Below are 17159 nucleotides of genomic sequence, written 5' to 3' on the forward strand. Positions count from 1 at the left end.
ACCGAAATCATGCGGCGGGGACCGGAGATCAGGGCCCGACGCCGACCAACTCGTCCGCGGGGGCGTTGACCGGCTGGGGCGTGCCGGTGAGGTCGAGGACGAACAGCGGGATCGCGAGGCCGTCCGCGCGCGAACGGGCCTCGTCCGTGTAGCCGGCCAGTGAGAACAGCACGCCGGACACCGAGGTGTTCAGTGCGTTCAGCCAGAGACACTCGACGTCGCGCAGGGTGGTCGGCCGGGTGGTCGCGTCGACCTGGGCGATGAGGCCGACGGCCCTGAGGTCGATCCGGGAGCTGGGCCGCACCTCCGGCTGGACGACGTCGCGGAAGCCCAGCCACCCCAGATACAGCGCCGAGGTGCTCACCGCGTCGCGGGCCGTGCGTATCACCAGTGGCCTGAAGGAGGGCCGGGGATGCGCGGCCGTGCGCGGCAGCGGGGTGTGGGGCGGGCCGGACGGCCGGCCGACGGTGGGCGGCGGCTCGGCGCCGCGCGTGGCCACCGGGCGCACGGGGACCCGCAGCACTGTGCCGCACGGGCAGCAGAGTTCGGGGTGCGGCCACTGGTCGCGCCGCCCGCAGGAGTGGCAGCGCACGCTCACCCAGTCGTCGTTCCAGGTCCGGTGCGTGATGGGCACGGCCGGCGCGCCGCGCATCAGCGGCGGGGCGGTCGGGGAGCCGCAGGGGCAGGGATACACCGGCGTGATGTACGCGTGATCCCGTCGGCAGACCGGGCAGCGCACCGGTACGGACTCCACGTGCTGCCCCTTCCCTCCGCCCCTGCGGCGGCGACTGCGTTCCGTGCCCCCATCGTCCACCAGGAGCGACGTTCCGGGGACGGAATCGCGCACTTCGGCACGGTCGTCCCGGCCCCTTCCTCCGCCCTCCCTTGACGGCTGTCCGGGGCGGCCCTAAATTGATTCCACATAGCAGAACAAAATTTCCACAATGCGGAATTGGTGCTCTCAGGTGGCGCGACAGAGCCCGACTCCACCAGGTCCGATCAGGAGCACTCATGCCTCGTATGACCGCTGCCCGAGCGGCAGTTGAGATCCTCAAGCGCGAAGGTGTCAGCAACGCGTTCGGCGTGCCGGGCGCGGCGATCAACCCGTTCTACGCGGCCCTCAAGGCCTCCGGCGGGGTCCACCACACCCTCGCCCGCCACGTCGAGGGTGCCTCCCACATGGCGGAGGGCTACACCCGTGCCGCGGCCGGGAACATCGGCGTCTGCATCGGTACGTCGGGGCCCGCGGGCACCGACATGATCACCGGGCTCTACTCGGCCATCGCCGACTCGATCCCGATCCTCTGCATCACCGGCCAGGCGCCCACGGCCGTCCTCCACAAGGAGGACTTCCAAGCCGTCGACATCGCCTCGATCGCCGCCCCGGTGACCAAGGCCGCGACCACCGTCCTGGAGGCCGCGCAGGTCCCGGGCGTCTTCCAGCAGGCCTTCCACCTGATGCGCACGGGCCGGCCGGGGCCGGTCCTCATCGACCTGCCGATCGACGTGCAGCTCACCGAGATCGAGTTCGACCCCGAGCTGTACGAGCCGCTGCCGGTCCACAAGCCCGCCGCGAGCCGCAAGCAGATCGAGCGGGCCGTCGAGATGCTCAACGCCTCCGAGCGGCCGCTGCTCGTCGCGGGCGGCGGCATCATCAACGCCGACGCCTCCGATCTCCTGGTGGAGTTCGCCGAGCTGACCGGGGTCCCCGTCGTCCCCACCCTCATGGGCTGGGGCATCCTCCCCGACGACCACGAGCTGAACGCCGGAATGGTCGGCCTCCAGACCTCGCACCGCTACGGCAACGCGAACTTCCTGGAGTCCGACTTCGTCCTCGGCATCGGCAACCGCTGGGCCAACCGCCACACCGGCAAGCTGGACGTCTACACCCAGGGCCGGAAGTTCGTCCACGTCGACATCGAGCCCACCCAGCTGGGCAAGATCTTCGCCCCCGACCTCGGCATCGCCTCCGACGCCAAGGCCGCGCTGGAGCTCTTCGTCGAGGTGGCGCGCGAGCTGAAGGCTGCCGGCACGCTGAAGGACCGCGCGCAGTGGGCCGCGTCCACCCAGGAGCGCAGGGCGACCCTCCAGCGGCGTACGCACTTCGACGACGTGCCGCTGAAGCCGCAGCGCGTGTACGAGGAGATGAACCGGGCGTTCGGCCCCGAGACCCGGTACGTCTCGACGATCGGCCTCTCCCAGATCGCCGGCGCGCAGATGCTGCACGTCTACCGGCCGCGCCACTGGATCAACTGCGGCCAGGCGGGCCCGCTCGGCTGGACGATCCCGGCCGCGCTGGGTCTCGCCACGGCCGACCCGGAAGGCTCCGTGGTCGCCCTCTCCGGGGACTACGACTTCCAGTTCATGCTGGAGGAGCTGGCCGTCGGAGCCCAGCACCGCATCCCGTACGTCCACGTCCTGGTGAACAACTCCTACCTGGGGCTCATCCGCCAGGCCCAGCGCAACTTCGACATCGACTTCCAGGTCAACCTGGAGTTCGAGAACCAGAACTCCCCGGAGCTCGGCGTCTACGGCGTGGACCACGTCAAGGTCGTCGAGGGCCTCGGCTGCAAGGCGATCCGGGTCACCGAGCCCGACCAGCTGCTGCCGGCCTTCGAGGAGGCCAAGAAGCTCGCGGCCGAGCACCGGGTGCCGGTCGTCGTCGAGGCGATCCTGGAGCGGGTCACCAACATCTCGATGAGCGGCACGGACATCGCGTCCGTCAACGAGTTCGAGGACGTCGCGACGGAGCCGGGCCACGCCCCGACGGCGATCCGTGCGCTGACCGCTTCCTGATCCCGGACGATGCCGGCCCCCACGACCTCCGCGGTCGTGGGGGCCGCCGTCGTGTCCCGGCCCCGTGCCGGGCCGGAGGCCGTCCCCAGGACGCGTGGCCCGGGGCGGCCGTAAGGCGAGATCGTCGCCTAGCCGCCGCATCCGGGTGTCACGGCTGCGCGCTCCGGGCCTCACGAGGCAGGCGATGGGCCGGGGCGGGGTGCTGGTCGCGCGGCAGGTCCCGGGCCAGCTCTCCGGTGCCCCTCTGTCCCGGTGTCCGGCATGACGGGAGACGAGAGCGTCCTGGGCCGGTGCCGATCCGCGGGCTTCCGGGGGCGACCGGCCGGCCACGAGGACCGTGCCGGATGCGCTCGGGGGCGCCTCACGGGGTGTCCCGTGGAACACCCGCAGGCGGCAGCACCACCCGGCACGGCCGGATCGCGTCCTACCGGAACGCGGGCCCCGCCCGGATCCTGGGGCCATGGGGGATCCCGAGAGCACCTGGCCCTTCCCGGACCCGCCCGACCGCCCCGCCGACCACTTCCAGGCGCTCTTCGAAGGCGCCGTCGCGCCCGGACCGCCGGCGCCGCCCGAGTGCCCCTTCTGCGACCTCCGTCAGGACCGGTACGCCACCTCGTACGCGGGGTACTGGATCCTCCTCGAACCCCGCGTCCTCGTCCCGGCCCACACCCTTCCCCCGAGGCGGCGGTGGGTCATCACCTCGACCGGGACCGCGATGAACCTGTGGGACGCCGAGCCGCTTCCCGGTGCCAGGTGCCGTATCCCGCACCGCATCGCCTGCCCCCACCTCGTGCCCGAGGACCACTGGCCGGGGGCCACGGTGCTCCGCCGGCGCAACAGGGAACGCGCGCAACGCCTCTTCGACCTGCCGGGCGAGGGGCTCCCGGACACGGGCTGACGCCCGGACGCACGCATGCAGAGGTGCGGTGCACGCCGACCGGCGTGCACCGCACCTCTGCATGGAACGTTCACGGCGACCGCGACGGCGGACCGTGGGCAGGGGCGGCGCGCTCCTTCAGGTCTGGAGCGGGCCGCCCGGCCCTTCACCACCGCACTGGTGTCGTCCGCCGCCGCGGTCCCGTCCTGCCGGTGCCGCACGCTCCCCTCATCCGGGTGCGCGGCCCGGGCAGGGCCCGGGGTGAGGCTCAGTCCTCGCGCAGGGCGCGGACCGCCTCCTCGACGCGCTTGCCGTAGTCGGCGTCGGCGGCGTGGAAGTGGGCGAGGTTCTTCTCGATCACGTCGTCACGGGTGACCTGCGAGAGGCCGCCGGCGATGTTGGCGATCAGGCGGTTCTTCTCGTCCGCCGACATCAGCCGGTAGAGCTCACCGGCCTGGAAGAAGTCGTCGTCCTTGGCGTGCGCGGGCGCCTCGTGGGTGCCCGTCCAGCCCTTCACGGGCAGCGGCGCTGCCAGGGCGGCACCGGTCTCCGCCGGCCCGGCGTACGAGTTGGGCTCGTAGTTCTTGTCCTGGCGCGAGCCGTAGCGGGTCGCGTGCAGACCGTCGCGGCCGTAGTTGTCGGCGGTGGCCGCCTTCGGCGCGTTGACCGGCAGCTGGGTGTGGTTGATGCCCAGCCGGTAGCGCTGCGCGTCGGCGTACGCGAACAGCCGGCCCTGGAGCATCTTGTCCGGGGACGGACCGATGCCGGGCACGAAGTTGTTCGGCGAGAACGCCGCCTGCTCCACCTCGCCGAAGACGTTGTCCGGGTTGCGGTCCAGCACCAGCCGGCCCACGCGCCGCAGCGGGAAGTCGGCGTGCGGCCACACCTTCGTCACGTCGAACGGGTTGAAGCGGTAGTCCGCCGCCTCGGCCGCCGTCATGACCTGCACGTGCAGCGTCCAGGACGGGTTGACGCCCCGCTCGATGGCCTGGAGCAGGTCCGTCTGGTGGGAGTTGGCGTCCTTGCCGACCTGCTCGGCCGCCTGGTCGGCGGAGAGGGAGCGCACGCCCTGGTTGGTCTTGAAGTGGTACTTGACGAAGAAGGCCTCGCCCTCCGCGTTGGTCCACTGGTAGGTGTGCGAGCCGTAGCCGTTCATGTGGCGGTACGACGCGGGGATTCCGCGGTCGCCCATCAGCCACGTGATCTGGTGCGTCGACTCGGGGGAGTGCGCCCAGAAGTCCCAGACGTTGTCCGGCTCCTGGCGGCCCGTGAACGGGTCGCGCTTCTGGGAGTGGATGAAGTCGGGGAACTTGATCGGGTCCTTGATGAAGAACACCGGGGTGTTGTTGCCGACGAGGTCGTAGTTGCCCTGGTTCGTGTAGAACTTGAGGGCGAATCCGCGAGGGTCGCGCACGGCGTCCGCGCCGCCGAGGGAGTCGGCGACCGTCGAGAAGCGGATGAACGTCTCGGTGCGGCGGCCCACCTCGGAGAGGAAGTCGGCGTGGGTGAAGGCGGTGATGTCGTCGGTCACCTCGAAGTAGCCGTACGCGCCGGATCCGCGCGCGTGGACGACGCGCTCCGGGATGCGCTCACGGTTGAAGCGGGCGAGCTTCTCGAGCAGGTGCTGGTCCTGGATCAGGACCGGCCCGCCCGCGCCGGCCGTGGCGGAGTTCTGGTTGTCGGCGACGGGGGCGCCTGACTCGGTCGTGAGCACACGCTGGGACATGGAGGCCTTCCGTACGGGGCTGCTGACGGCCTCAGGAGCGTAGATTCGCCGGGATCGCCGCGTCAACAGTTTGTTGAAATTGGAGGGTAGGGTTCCGGATCGCGGCAGCGCCTGGGCGCGACAGGACAGGTGTCAGCGCCGCCGCGACCCGGAGTTCAGGGGGCCCTCGAAGGGCCGGGGGTGTCAGACCTGGGAGCCGGAGAGCCGCTCGACCGAGCGCAGCAGCGCCGAGTGGTCCAGGCCGCCGTCGCCCTGCGCGCGCAGGGAGGCCACGAGCTGGGCCACGACGCCGCCGACGGGGAGTGCCGCGCCGACGTTGCGGGCGGCGTCGGTGACGATGCCCATGTCCTTGTGGTGCAGGTCGATCCGGAAGCCCGGGGCGAAGTCCCGCTTGAGGAAGTTGTCCTTCTTGCGGGTGAGGACCGTGGAGCCGGCGAGCCCGCCGTTCAGCACGTCGAGTGCGGCGGCCAGGTCGACCCCGGACTTCTCCAGGAAGACGACGGCCTCGGCGCAGGCCTGGATGTTGACCGCGACGATCAGCTGGTTGGCTGCCTTCACCGTCTGGCCGGAGCCGTGGGGTCCGCACAGCACGATGGTCTTGCCGAGCGCCTCGAGGAGGGGCTTCGCGGCGTCGAAGTCGCTCTGCTCGCCGCCGACCATGATGGACAGGACGGCCTCGATCGCGCCGGCCTCGCCGCCGGAGACGGGGGCGTCCAGCACGCGGATGCCCTTGTCCTTCGCGCTCGATGCCAGGTCCACGGAGGTCTGCGGGGTGATCGAGGACATGTCGATCAGCAGGGCGCCCTGCCGGGCGTTCTCCAGGATGCCGTCGGGGCCGTAGGCGATGGCCTCGACCTGCGGGGACGCCGGGACCATCGTGATGACGACGTCGGCGTCGCGGACGGCCTCCGCGATCGAGGCCCCGCCCTTGCCGCCCGCCGCGACGAGGCGGTCGACCTTGTCCTGCTCCAGGGTGTAACCGGTCACCTGGTAACCGGCCTTGACCAGGTTCTCGGACATGGGCGAACCCATGATGCCGAGCCCGATCCAGGCGACCTTGGGGAGATTGCTGCTCATGAGGGTGCCTTCCGGTAAACGTGTGTGCGAGAGGGGGCGGGCCTCAGCGGGCCGGCCGGAGCTCGGCGGGGAGCCAGCCGAAGGCCTCGGCGCTCGGTCGGTCGCCGGGCTTGTACTCCAGGCCGACCCGGCCGGTGTAGCCGGCCTCGGTCAGCTCGTCGAGGAGCCGCTCCAGCGGGAGCGAGCCGGTGCCGGGCGCGCCGCGCCCCGGGTTGTCGGCGATCTGGACGTGGCCGGTCTTCGAGGCGTACGCCTTGATCACCTGGCTGAGGTCCTCACCGTTCATCGACAGGTGGTAGAGGTCCAGCAGGAACGTGGCGTTGCCCAGTCCCGTCGCCTCGTTGACGCGGTCGACCACCTCGATGCCCGCCGGTGCGCTGACCAGGGGGTAGAGCGGCGACTCCGTGTCGTTGAGGGTCTCGATCAGGAGGGTGGCCCCGATCCGGTCGGCCGCGCGGGCGGCCAGGACCAGGTTCTCCAGGGCGAGTTCGTCCTGGACCGCCGGGTCCACGCCCTCGACGCGGTTGCCGTACAGCGCGTTGAGCGCCTTGCAGCCGACCGAGGCCGCGAAGTCCGCCGCCACGTCGATGTTGGCGCGGAAGCGGTCCGACTCCTCGCCGGGCAGCGAGAGCGCCCCCCGGTCGGGGCCGGGGAGCCGGCCCGCGTAGAAGTTCAGCCCCACCAGCCGGGTGCCCGCGTCGTCGAGCGCCTTCTTCAGGGCGTCGAGCTCGGCCTGCGCCGGGGTGGGGGTCTCGATCCACGGCCACCAGAGCTCGACCGCGGTGAAGCCCGCGGCGGCGGCCGCCGCGGGGCGCTCCAGGAGCGGGAGTTCGGTGAAGAGGATCGAGAGGTTCACATCGAAGCGCTGGTCCGAGTAACCCATCATGCGCTCCTTCCGTATCGCGGAAGTTAGTTTCTGCTTAACGGAAGATTGCCTGGCGTGTGGGGAGGCTGTCAAGGGGCGAACCGAATTCCGGACACACGGAAGCGGGGCGGAGGCCGCCTCGCCCCTCACCCCGCCACCGCTCACACATGCCTGGTCAGACGGCCGGCACCGTGTCCTGGAACGTCGTTCCCGCCGCCCGGTAACCGCTCACCAGAGCCGATACCTGGGCGGGGGAGAGGACCTGGTCCTTCACGTGCAGCACGTAGTCCACCTGCTGGTCGTACGAGCGGGGAGCGGTACTGGCCTGGCCGGCCAGATCGATCAGCCACTGGTTGAAGTTGATCGACATCGGCCGCTCCGGGAGGTACGCCGCGCCGTGGGTCCCGAAGGGCTGCCCGTCGACGTAGTACGTGATCTCGCTGTTGTCGATGGTCACCACCAGGTCGTGCCATCCCGCGTAGCTCTGCCGGGCCTCGCTGTGCTGGTTGACGGCCTCCCACGGGTCGGGCCTGTAGGTCTCCCAGGACGTGGTGTAGAGGATGTTCGACGGCTCGCCCCAGCCGCCGTTGGGCAGGTACTCGAAGTCGTACTCCGCGTAGTCGTCCGCCATCGGCGCCTTCAGGTCGTTGATGGTGAAGAAGGTCTGGACGAGGTGGTCGCCGTCGGGGCCCGACCTCGGCGCGTCGCTGAACTTCACACGGGCCGCGTAGGTGCCGTTGCGGAACTTCGTGGACTTCGTGAGGATCTCCGTCTGCTCGGTCGACGCACCCGTGCCCGCCGTGGACGTCTCCAGGTTCATGACCGAATCGCCGCCCTGGCCGCTGAAGGTGACGTTCTCCGGGGCCCAGACGGCACCCGGTACCCCCGGACCGCCGGAGTTCGAGCGGACGCTCCAGCCGTTCGCCGCGATCCTGGGATCCGTGTGACCGGTGTAGTCGAAGTCGTCGAACAGCGTGGGCCCGTCGGCCGGCGGGTCGGTCGGCGGATCCGTCGGGTCGGTGGGGCCGTCGCCCCCGGGGGCCTCGCCCCAGGCCGTGACCGAGCCCAGCTGCGCCGTGATCTTCGCCCAGTCGCCGTAGGTGTTCCGTTCGGCGCCGAAGGAGTAGTCGTCGCTCTGCCGCAGCGGCTGCCAGTCCGCGCGGTGGAAGCGCAGCTGCATGTCACCGGTGTCCGCCCCGGGGGCGAGGGAGCCCGCGCCGGCGGTGAAGCCGATCTCCACGTATCGGTCGGCGGTGGCGGTAGGGTTCGGCAGGGTCCTGAAGGTGCCGGTGATGTTCGCGCAGCCCTTCACCGCCCAGGAGCAGGCGAACCGGTACCCCGCCGACGCCGAGTCGCCCTTGAAGTAGTAGCGCACCTTGACGTCGGAGAGCGGCACGCCCGCGCTCCCGGTGTTGCGTACCTTCAGCCACGGCTCGCTCTGGTCGGCGCTCGCCCCCGACGCGCTCGTGCGGTACTGGACGACGAGCCCGCCGGCCGCCGCGGCGCCGGCCGTCCCGGGCAGGGCGGCCAGGGCCGTGCAGCCCAGGGCGAGGGTGACGGCGGCGGCCGCCGCGCGGACACGGCTCCTGCGGAATGTGCTGGTGCTCATGGGGATGTTCCTCTCCGGAACGTCGGGGGACGGTCTACCGAGGGGGGTGCGCTGTACCTGCGGACGCGGTCGCCAGGGACCGCGTGGTGAGAGGCCGGTAGCGGACGCCGAGGGCGTCCAGCCGGGCGGTGTGCTCGCGCAGCCGCTCGACGAACCCGGCCCAGTCGCTGCGCCCGCCGGACCAGGCACGGTCCGCCAGGGCGCAGAGCCGGGGGTAGGTGAGGTACTCGATCCGGTCGGGCGTCCTGACGTACTCGGTCCACAGCTGCGCCTGCGTGCCCAGCACGCGGGAGGCCTCCTCCGGCTCCCAGTCGTGCGGCACAGGCTCGTTGGCGTGGACCGCGTGCAGGGGGACGGGACCACCGGGCTGTGCGGGCGGCTCGTCCGGATCCGTGGACTGCGCGTAGTCGAGGTAGGTGGCCCGGTGGTGCGCCGTCACCACCTGGTGCCCGCGCCGCGCCGCGGCGCGCGCATGGGCCGGGTCGCGCCAGGTCATCACCGTGAACTCGGGGGGCAGTTCGCTGCCGCTCTCCGCCCAGCCCGTGGGCCGGCGGCCGTGCTCCACGAGGAACGAGCCGATCCGGCCCATGAACCAGCCGTGCAGCGCCCCGGGACCGTCGAGCCCTTCCGCCGCCGCACGGTCCAGGGCCGCCGGGCTGTTCCCCCACTCGCCGGTGGGGCACTCCTCGCCGCCGATGTGGACGTAACGCGACGGGAAGACGTCCATGACCTCCTCCAGCACCGTCCGGCAGAAGTCGAAGACCTCCTCGTGGACGCCGAGCACGGTGTCGCAGACGCCCCACCTGGTCCAGACGTCGAGCTGCCGGTCGGGACGGTTCCCCAGGTGCGGGTAGGCCGCGAGGGCGGCGCGCACATGGCCCGGCATCTCGATCTCCGGCACGACGGTCACCCCCCGCTCCCGCGCGTGGCGGATCAGGTCCCGCAGCTCCGTCTTGGTGTACGCCCCCGAGTGCTCCACTCCGTCGGAGAGCGACTGGGCCCGCGTGCCGCCCACCGAGGTCAGCCGGGGGAAGGCGTCGACGGGCATGCGCCAGCCCTGGTCGTCCGTGAGGTGCAGGTGGAGGACGTTGAGCTTGTGCAGCGCCATCAGATCCACGTACCGGCGCAGGTAGGACACCGGCTGGAAGTGCCGGGCCACGTCGAGCATCGCGCCGCGCCAGGCGTACATCGGCACGTCGCTGATCTCGACGCAGGGCAGTTCCCACGACGCCCGGCGCACACGGCCGGACAGGGCTTCGGGGGGCAGCAGCTGGCGGATCGTCTGGACGCCCCGGAGCAGTCCGTCGGGCCGGGCGGCCCGCAGCAGCAGGGCCTGGGGTCCCACGGTGAGGCCGTACCCCTCGTCGCCCAGCCCGCCGAGCTGCGGGTCGAGCGCCAGCACGACCCGGCCGTCGGCGGAGGGCGGCAGGGGCAGCCCGGTCGCCGGGCCGATGAGCGTGCGCAGCAGATCCGCCGCACCCTCGGCACCCGGCAGGGCGCGTACGGAGGTGTCCTGGCCGAGGACGAGACGGCCGGGGCGCGGCGAGACCTTGCGGGGCCGGGGGACGAGGGTGAGCTCGGGGCGTGGTGCGGGCACGGGGGCCTCCGGATTCGGGAAGTCGGGCGGTTCGCGTGGCCGGGTCCTCAGGGGGCGCCCGGCGGGCTCATCCCTTGACCGCTCCGGCCGCGAAGCCGGAGGTCACATGGCGCTGGAGCAGCAGGAAGACCACGAGGGCGGGCAGCGCGAAGAGCGTCGAGGCGGCCATGGTGGCGCCCCAGTCGGTGCCGAAGGTGTTCTGGAAGGACGAGAGCCAGACCGGCAGGGTGCGGTTGTCCTGCTGCTTGATGATCAGGAAGTTGGCGTAGGCGAACTCGTTCCAGGCGGTGATGAATCCGAAGAGCGAGGTCGCCATCAGGCCGGGGGCGAGCAGCGGCAGGGCCACCCGCACGAACGCCCCCGTCCTCGTGCAGCCGTCGACCTGGGCCGCCTCCTCCAGTTCGGGCGGGATCGTGGCGAGGAAGCCCCTGAGCACCACGATCGTGAAGGGCAGCGTGATCATGAAGTAGACGAGGGTCAGGGTGGGCAGCCGGTCCAGCATGTCCGTGTCGCGCGAGATGATGTAGATCGGGATGATCAGCGACTCCCAGGGCGCCATCTGGGCGACGAAGACGAGCAGCATGAACGGCCGCCGGCCCTTCCTTCGCAGCCGTGCGACGGCGAAGGACGCCCCGAGCGCCACCACGAGGGAGAGCAGCACGGCTCCCAGCGTGACCAGGACGCTGTTGCGCCAGAACAGCCCGAAGCCGTCCGCCTCCACCGCCCGGCGGAAGTGCTCCAGCGTCCAGGTGTGGGGAACGAGCCGTGGCTCGGCGGACTGGATGTCCCGTGACGGTTTGAACGCCGTGGAGACCATCCAGTACACCGGGAACAGGCAGACCACGACGGTCACGGCGGCGGCGGCGTTCAGCGGGATCCGCCGGATCCGGGGGTGCGGCGGGTTCATCGCGGGTCGTCCTCCTGACGGAACATCTGGCGGAAGTAGAGGACCAGCACCCCGGACATCAGGACCACGGTGATCATCGACGCGGCGGAGCCCAGGTCGTAGCGCTGGCTGGAGAGCGCCGTCTGGACCGCGTAGACGGGCAGGATGGTGGTGGCGTCGCCGGGGCCGCCGCGGGTCATCACCCAGATCTGGACGAACGCCTTGAAGGTCCAGATCACCTCCAGGGAGAGGACGAGCATGAAGATCGGCCGCAGGATCGGGAAGGTGAGCGAGCGGAAGATGCGGGAGCCGGAGGCCCCGTCCAGACGCGCCGACTCGTACAGCTCGGCCGGGACGGTCGTCAGCGCCGAGTAGAGGGTGACCGCCGCGAACGGCACGGACTGCCAGACGATCAGGAGGACCAGGATCGTGAAGGACGCCGTACCGTTCGCGAACCACGGATAGCGGTCGAAGGAGCCGAATCCGAGCGCCGTCAGCGACTGGTTGACGATGCCGAACTCGGAGTGGAACAGCCACTGGAAGACCGTGGTGGCCGCGACCACCGGCATGGCCCAGGCGAGCACCAGCGAGCAGAGGAGGACCGTACGACCGACCCTGCGCAGCCGCTCCGTCATCAAGGCGACCAGGGTGGAGATGACCATGATCAGGACGACGTTGACGGCCATGAAGACGAAGGTGCGGCCGGTGACCTCCCAGAAGCGCGGGTCGGACAGCAGCGTCCGGTAGTTGCGCAGCCCCACGAACTCGGCGTCCCCGCTGATCAGCTGGCGGAGCCGGAAGTCCTGGAGGGAGATCACCACGGCCCGCACCAGCGGGTAGACCAGCAGGTAGAGCATGCCGCCTATAGCGGGTGCGATCAGGGCGTACGGCCACAGGTCGCGCGGGGGACGCCCGGCCCGCCGCCCCGGCGGCGCCTTCGGCGGACGGTGGACGCGTGGCGCGGGTCTCTCACGGACAGCGGGCACGGCGGGCCTCCTCTCGGGGGCGGGAAACGGACGGGGCCGGATCAGGAGCCGGTGTTCATGGCCCGTGTGATGTCGGCGGAGGCCTTGGCCGCCTCCTCGGCGGCGTCACCGCCCGTGAGCACGGCGGTCATGTAGTCCTTGACCGGGTTCTCGGCCTCCACGGCCGCCCAGCCCGGGGTGTTCGGCGTCGCGTGCCCGTTCGCCGCGCCGACCGTCATCGCCGAGGCCCCCGGGTCGTCCGCCACGGCCGCGGCGAGCGAGGTGCGGTTGGGGACGTAGCTCATGGCCGCCGCGAGCTTCTTCTGCCAGGCGTCGCCCGTCAGCTCCTTGACGAACGTCACCGCCGCGGGACGGACACCACCCTGGGATCCCGCCCGGAGACTTCGCCCACGGCGATCCGATCGCCTCGTCCACCCGGGGGGACATCCAGGCGGGGCCGTGAGGAGGCGGGGCGGCCGGGGAGGGCCCGCGGGGCGCCGGGCGGCAGCGAGCCGAGCCGGCCGTGTCCCGGCCCCGCCGTGTCCCAGGGCCCGTGCCTTAGGGTCGGGGCGAGCCGTGCGAGCCGACGGACACGGCGGGACATGAGGGAGGCAACGTGCGCTTGAGGGTGGAATTCACCACCGAGCCCTTCGACCTGGACGAGGCACCCGCCCACGCGGTGGTCGCCCGCGAGGTCATCCAGGCCGCCGACCTGGACGCGGTGGACGTGGGCCCCTTCGGGAACACGGCGGAAGGGGGCGCCGACCAGGTCCTCACCGCCGTGGACTCCCTGCTGCGCCAGGCCCTGGCCTCGGGTGCCACACGGGTCTCCCTCCAACTCAACGTGATCGGGGAGGACACCCCGTGACCGAACCGGCCGACCACCCGCTGGTCACCGCCGTGAAGCCGCTCGTCGACGCGATGGGGGCCGAGCTCCTCGCCCCGGAGCAGGCCACCTCCGAGGACGTCGTGCTCGCGTGGGAGGGCGCGGACGTCATAGCGGTGCGGCTCCCGCAGCTCTCCGAATCGCTCGACCGCATCCTGGCCGCGATGGAGCGGAGGCACGGGATGCCGCTGGCCGACCTGGACCGTAGGACCAAACAGGGCGTCGTACGGACTCTCGAGGCACGCGGTGCCTTCTCGGTGCGTCACGGAGTGGAGACGGTGGCGGGCGCGCTCGGAGTCAGTCGTTTCACCGTGTACAACTACCTGAATCGGGACAACACCGCCAAGGGTGAGTAGACGACCCGTAATGCCGCCCATGCCGCCGTCCGGAATCTCGGGCGGCGGCATCACTTGTTCGCGGAATTTCAACAAACTGTTGACGTGGTGTTGTGAAGGGCGTTAGCTATCCGCAGCCCGACAACGCACAGCGAAAAAGCCACGGAGGCTCCCGTGACTACGAGCTCCACACCGGGCCTCGCCCGGTTCAACACCCTGGCGGCCGACGAGGCCGCAGCCGCGCTGCACGAGGTCTGTGCCAGCACGGCGTGGGGAAGCCACGTCCTCGCCCACCGGCCCTACACCGGCACGGAAGCCCTGTTCTCCGCGAGCGACGCCGCCATGGCCGAGCTCTCCGCGGAGGACCTGGACGAGGCGATGGCCGGACACGCCCCGATCGGGCGCCCCAAGCCCGGGGACCCGGCCTCGGCCCGTGAGCAGCGGGGGATGGCCGGTGCGTCCGAGGAGCTCAGGGCGGAGATGCTCGAACTGAACCTGGCCTACCAGGAGCGGTTCGGACATGTCTTCCTGATCTGCGCCACCGGAGCCACCGGTGAGCAGATGCGCGACGCGGTCAAGGACCGGATCGGCAACTCGCCCGAGCAGGAACGCGAGATCGTCCGCGCGGAACTGGGCAAGATCAACCGCATTCGTCTGACCCGCCTCGCGCAGGACTCCTGAGCCCTCGCACCACCTGAAGAGAACGAAGAGAGCAAGGAGCGTGACGGTCTTGAGCACCGACACCACCGCATCGGTGTCCACCCACATCCTGGACACCAGCATCGGCCGTCCCGCAGAGGCCGTCACCGTCTCCCTCGCCGCTCGCAGCGGCGACGACACCCAGTTCGTGACGCTCGGGGGATCCGCGACCGACGCGGACGGGCGCTGCAAAGACCTGCCGGCCCTGCCGGAAGGAACCACCCACGTACGGCTCGTCTTCGACACCGAGTCGTACTTCACCGCGAAGAAGCAAGCCGAGGCGCAGCAGGACGCCCCCCGCGTAAGGGACAGCGGCGCGTTCTTCCCGGAGGTGGCGATCGCATTCGCCGTCACCCCTGGTGAGCACTACCACGTACCGCTGCTGCTCAACCCGTTCGGCTACTCCGTTTACCGAGGGAGCTAGCAGACAATGCCCACGATTCTCGGCCAGAACCAGTACGGCAAAGCAGAGAACCGCGTCGTCAAGATCACGCGGGACGGCGACACCCACCACATCAAGGACCTCAACGTCTCGGTCGCCCTCTCCGGCGACATGGACGACGTCCACTACTCCGGCTCCAACGCCAGCGTCCTGCCGACCGACACCACCAAGAACACGGTGTTCGCCTTCGCCAAGGAACACGGCATCGAGTCCGCCGAGCAGTTCGGCATCCACCTGGCACGGCACTTCGTGACCTCGCAGGAGCCGATCAAGACGGCGCGGATCCGGATCGAGGAGTACGGCTGGGAGCGCATCGCGACCTCCGACGGCAACTCCAAGTTCATCGGCGCCGACGAGGTGAAGCACTCCTTCGCCCGCAAGGGCCAGGAGACCCGGGTCAGCCAGATCACCTTCGACGGGGAGAAGTGGGAGGTCGTCTCGGGCCTCAAGGACCTCTCCGTGCTGAACTCGACCAACTCCGAGTTCTGGGGCTACGTCAAGGACAAGTACACGACGCTGAAGGAGGCGTACGACCGCATCCTCGCGACCGACGTCTCCGCCCGGTGGCGCTACAACTGGACCAGAGACGAGGAGCGCATGCCCAACTGGGAGAAGTCCTACGAGCAGGCGCGCAAGCACATGCTCCAGGCCTTCGCGGAGACGTACTCCCTCTCGCTCCAGCAGACGCTGTACCAGATGGGTTCGCGCATCATCAACAACCGCAGCGAGATCGACGAGATCCGCTTCTCGCTGCCGAACAACCACCACTTCCTCGTGGACCTGGAGCCCTTCGGCCTCAAGAACGACAACGAGGTCTACTTCGCGGCCGACCGCCCGTACGGCCTCATCGAGGCGACGGTGCTCCGCGACGGCGTCGAGCCGAAGATCCCGGTCGACATGACCAACCTCTGACGCGGTGCTGAACCGGCCCCCGCCCCCCGGTGGGGCGGGGCCCGGTCACCCGGAGGGAAATCCCATGGCACAGCCTGCAACGGGGCCGGCGAAAGGCCCATGTACCGCACCACCGACCGCTGCCGGCACGGCAGTTCACCCGGTGGACGAAAAGCTCCCGCCCTCGCGACTCGTCCCCGCCGCGCTCCAGCACATCGCCGCCATGTACGCCGGCGTCGTCACCCCTCCGCTCATCATCGGTCAGGCCGTCGGCCTCGACGCGGCCGGCATGACCCGCCTGATCGCCGCGAGCCTCCTGATCGCGGGGCTCGCCACCCTCCTGCAGACCCTCGGTGCCGGACGCTTCGCCGGGAACCGTCTGCCGTTCGTCAACGCCGCGTCCTCCGCCGGGATCGCCCCGATGCTCGCGATCGCCGAGACCAGCGCCCCCGGCCACCAACTCCCCGCGATCTACGGGGCGGTGCTCGTCGCAGGTGTCTTCTGCCTGGCCGTCGGCCCGTTCTTCGGCCGTCTGCTGCGCTTCTTCCCGCCGCTCGTCACCGGGGTCGTGATCACCCTCATCGGCGTCACCCTGATGCCCGTGCCGGTCGGCTGGGCCCAGGGCGGAGACGTCACCGCCGACGACTTCGGCGCCATGAAGTACCTGGCGCTGGCCGCCTTCACCCTCGTCGTCATCCTGCTGATCCAGCGCTTCGGACGCGGCTTCGTCAAGCAGACCGCCCTGCTCGCGGGCATGTTCATCGGCACGCTGGCCGCGATCCCCTTCGGACTCGCCGACTTCTCCGCGCTCGGCTCCGCCCCCATGGCCGCCCTGCCGTCGCCCTTCGCCTTCGGCGCGCCCGAGTTCCAGCCCGCCGCGATCCTCTCCCTGTGCATCGTGATGCTGGTGCTGATGACGGAGTCGTCGGCCGGGATGCTGGCGCTCGGCGAGATCTGCGAGCGGCGCACCGACGGCGCCACCATCACCCGCGGTCTGCGCACGGACGGGATCGCCACGCTCCTCGGACCGGTCTTCGGCACCTTCCCGACCAGCGCCTTCGCCCAGAACGTCGGCGTCGTGTCGCTGACACGGGTACGAAGCCGCTACGTCGTCGCCGCGGCGGGCGGCGCCCTGATCGTCCTCGGCGTCTTCCCCATGCTGGGCGCGGTCGTCTCGCTGGTCCCCATGCCCGTGCTCGGCGGCGCCGGCATCGTCCTGTTCGGCTCGATCGCGGTGAGCGGCATCCGGACCCTGTCCGAGGCCGGTCTCGACGACAGCTCCAACATCATCCTCGTGGCGGTGGCACTCGGCGCGGGCATCATCCCGCTCGCGGCACCCTCCTTCTACGCGGGATTCCCGTCCTGGGCGCAGACCGTGCTCGGCTCGGGGATCAGTGCGGGAGCGCTCGTCGCGGTCCTGCTCAATCTGTTCTTCCACCATCTCGGCACCCACGGCCGTAGCGCCGTGGCACTCAAATCCTCCTAGGGTCCTGCCGTGCCCACATCGC

Annotated in this window: 16 protein-coding genes and 2 pseudogenes; 9 read left to right on the plus strand and 9 right to left on the minus strand. The window is 70.7% G+C overall.

Annotated elements, in window-relative coordinates:
• Positions 1–28 precede the first annotated feature (28 nt).
• Positions 29–754 carry a hypothetical protein gene (locus B9S57_RS05300; RefSeq protein ID WP_103514349.1) on the minus strand — a complete coding sequence of 242 codons (726 nt, stop codon included), beginning with the start codon at positions 752–754 and terminating at the stop codon, positions 29–31.
• A 257-nt stretch (positions 755–1011) separates the two neighbouring features.
• Here B9S57_RS05300 and gcl point away from each other — a divergent pair, with 257 nt between their 5' ends.
• A complete protein-coding gene (gene gcl / locus B9S57_RS05305) occupies positions 1012–2796 on the plus strand; it encodes a glyoxylate carboligase (RefSeq protein ID WP_103514350.1) in 1785 nt (594 codons plus the stop codon).
• Between the two features lie 460 nt (positions 2797–3256).
• Positions 3257–3694: a DUF6083 domain-containing protein gene (locus tag B9S57_RS05310; protein ID WP_103514351.1), complete on the plus strand. Its 438-nt coding sequence runs from the start codon at positions 3257–3259 to the stop codon at positions 3692–3694.
• A gap of 247 nt (positions 3695–3941) precedes the next feature.
• On the opposite strand, the gene B9S57_RS05315 is transcribed toward B9S57_RS05310, so the two are convergent.
• The 8 genes and pseudogenes from B9S57_RS05315 to B9S57_RS05350 form a co-directional block, all read right to left on the minus strand.
• Positions 3942–5399, minus strand: a complete 1458-nt coding sequence (locus tag B9S57_RS05315) for a catalase (RefSeq protein WP_103514352.1) — start codon at positions 5397–5399, stop codon at positions 3942–3944.
• A gap of 183 nt (positions 5400–5582) precedes the next feature.
• Positions 5583–6476, minus strand: a complete 894-nt coding sequence (locus B9S57_RS05320) for a 2-hydroxy-3-oxopropionate reductase (RefSeq protein ID WP_103514353.1) — start codon at positions 6474–6476, stop codon at positions 5583–5585.
• Positions 6477–6519: 43 nt separating this feature from the next.
• Positions 6520–7359: a TIM barrel protein gene (locus B9S57_RS05325; protein ID WP_103514354.1), complete on the minus strand. Its 840-nt coding sequence runs from the start codon at positions 7357–7359 to the stop codon at positions 6520–6522.
• A gap of 157 nt (positions 7360–7516) precedes the next feature.
• A complete protein-coding gene (locus B9S57_RS05330) occupies positions 7517–8950 on the minus strand; it encodes a cellulose binding domain-containing protein (protein ID WP_103514355.1) in 1434 nt (477 codons plus the stop codon).
• A 34-nt stretch (positions 8951–8984) separates the two neighbouring features.
• The gene (locus tag B9S57_RS05335; protein WP_103514356.1) at positions 8985–10547 is read right to left on the minus strand and encodes a beta-N-acetylhexosaminidase; all 1563 of its coding nucleotides are present in this window, start codon (positions 10545–10547) and stop codon (positions 8985–8987) included.
• A gap of 67 nt (positions 10548–10614) precedes the next feature.
• Entirely contained in the window at positions 10615–11454 is an 840-nt protein-coding gene (locus B9S57_RS05340; RefSeq protein ID WP_103514357.1) for a carbohydrate ABC transporter permease, read from the minus strand.
• Positions 11451–12419, minus strand: a complete 969-nt coding sequence (locus B9S57_RS05345; protein WP_103514358.1) for a carbohydrate ABC transporter permease — start codon at positions 12417–12419, stop codon at positions 11451–11453. The genes B9S57_RS05340 and B9S57_RS05345 overlap by 4 nt, the downstream gene beginning before the upstream one ends.
• Before the next feature lie 41 nt (positions 12420–12460).
• Positions 12461–12763, minus strand: a pseudogene (locus B9S57_RS05350) (sugar transporter); the annotation flags it as partial.
• Here B9S57_RS05350 and B9S57_RS35190 point away from each other — a divergent pair.
• From B9S57_RS35190 to B9S57_RS05385, 7 genes and pseudogenes are all read left to right on the plus strand, one after another.
• A pseudogene (locus B9S57_RS35190) lies at positions 12757–12861 on the plus strand (GntR family transcriptional regulator); the annotation flags it as partial. The pseudogenes B9S57_RS05350 and B9S57_RS35190 overlap by 7 nt on opposite strands.
• A 153-nt stretch (positions 12862–13014) precedes the next feature.
• Positions 13015–13266, plus strand: coding sequence for a hypothetical protein (locus B9S57_RS05360; RefSeq protein WP_103514359.1), 252 nt, complete (start codon positions 13015–13017; stop codon positions 13264–13266).
• On the plus strand, positions 13263–13640 hold the full coding sequence (locus B9S57_RS05365; protein WP_103514360.1) for a helix-turn-helix domain-containing protein: 378 nt from the start codon (positions 13263–13265) through the stop codon (positions 13638–13640). The genes B9S57_RS05360 and B9S57_RS05365 overlap by 4 nt, the downstream gene beginning before the upstream one ends.
• Positions 13641–13793: 153 nt before the next feature.
• Complete coding sequence (uraD, locus tag B9S57_RS05370; protein ID WP_181011237.1) at positions 13794–14300, plus strand: 2-oxo-4-hydroxy-4-carboxy-5-ureidoimidazoline decarboxylase; 507 nt, start codon at positions 13794–13796, stop codon at positions 14298–14300.
• 49 nt (positions 14301–14349) lie between these two features.
• Positions 14350–14742, plus strand: a complete 393-nt coding sequence (gene uraH / locus B9S57_RS05375; RefSeq protein ID WP_103514362.1) for a hydroxyisourate hydrolase — start codon at positions 14350–14352, stop codon at positions 14740–14742.
• Between the two features lie 6 nt (positions 14743–14748).
• The gene (gene pucL / locus B9S57_RS05380) at positions 14749–15672 is read left to right on the plus strand and encodes a factor-independent urate hydroxylase (protein ID WP_103514363.1); all 924 of its coding nucleotides are present in this window, start codon (positions 14749–14751) and stop codon (positions 15670–15672) included.
• Between the two features lie 64 nt (positions 15673–15736).
• Positions 15737–17137 carry a nucleobase:cation symporter-2 family protein gene (locus B9S57_RS05385; protein ID WP_103514364.1) on the plus strand — a complete coding sequence of 467 codons (1401 nt, stop codon included), beginning with the start codon at positions 15737–15739 and terminating at the stop codon, positions 17135–17137.
• The last annotated feature ends 22 nt before the right edge of the window (positions 17138–17159 follow it).

Origin of the sequence: Streptomyces sp. SM10 (assembly GCF_002910915.1) — a bacterium.
Taxonomy (GTDB): Bacteria; Actinomycetota; Actinomycetes; order Streptomycetales; family Streptomycetaceae; genus Streptomyces.

What these genes read in the sequence shown, in the direction of transcription:
- gcl (WP_103514350.1), top strand. Translation starts at nt 1,012, where the DNA reads ATGCCTCGTATGACCGCTGCCCGAGCGGCAGTTGAGATCCTCAAGCGC.
- B9S57_RS05310 (WP_103514351.1), top strand. Translation starts at nt 3,257, where the DNA reads ATGGGGGATCCCGAGAGCACCTGGCCCTTCCCGGACCCGCCCGACCGC.
- B9S57_RS05315 (WP_103514352.1), bottom strand. Translation starts at nt 5,399, where the DNA reads ATGTCCCAGCGTGTGCTCACGACCGAGTCAGGCGCCCCCGTCGCCGAC.
- B9S57_RS05320 (WP_103514353.1), bottom strand. Translation starts at nt 6,476, where the DNA reads ATGAGCAGCAATCTCCCCAAGGTCGCCTGGATCGGGCTCGGCATCATG.
- B9S57_RS05325 (WP_103514354.1), bottom strand. Translation starts at nt 7,359, where the DNA reads ATGGGTTACTCGGACCAGCGCTTCGATGTGAACCTCTCGATCCTCTTC.
- B9S57_RS05330 (WP_103514355.1), bottom strand. Translation starts at nt 8,950, where the DNA reads ATGAGCACCAGCACATTCCGCAGGAGCCGTGTCCGCGCGGCGGCCGCC.
- B9S57_RS05340 (WP_103514357.1), bottom strand. Translation starts at nt 11,454, where the DNA reads ATGAACCCGCCGCACCCCCGGATCCGGCGGATCCCGCTGAACGCCGCC.
- pucL (WP_103514363.1), top strand. Translation starts at nt 14,749, where the DNA reads ATGCCCACGATTCTCGGCCAGAACCAGTACGGCAAAGCAGAGAACCGC.
- B9S57_RS05385 (WP_103514364.1), top strand. Translation starts at nt 15,737, where the DNA reads ATGGCACAGCCTGCAACGGGGCCGGCGAAAGGCCCATGTACCGCACCA.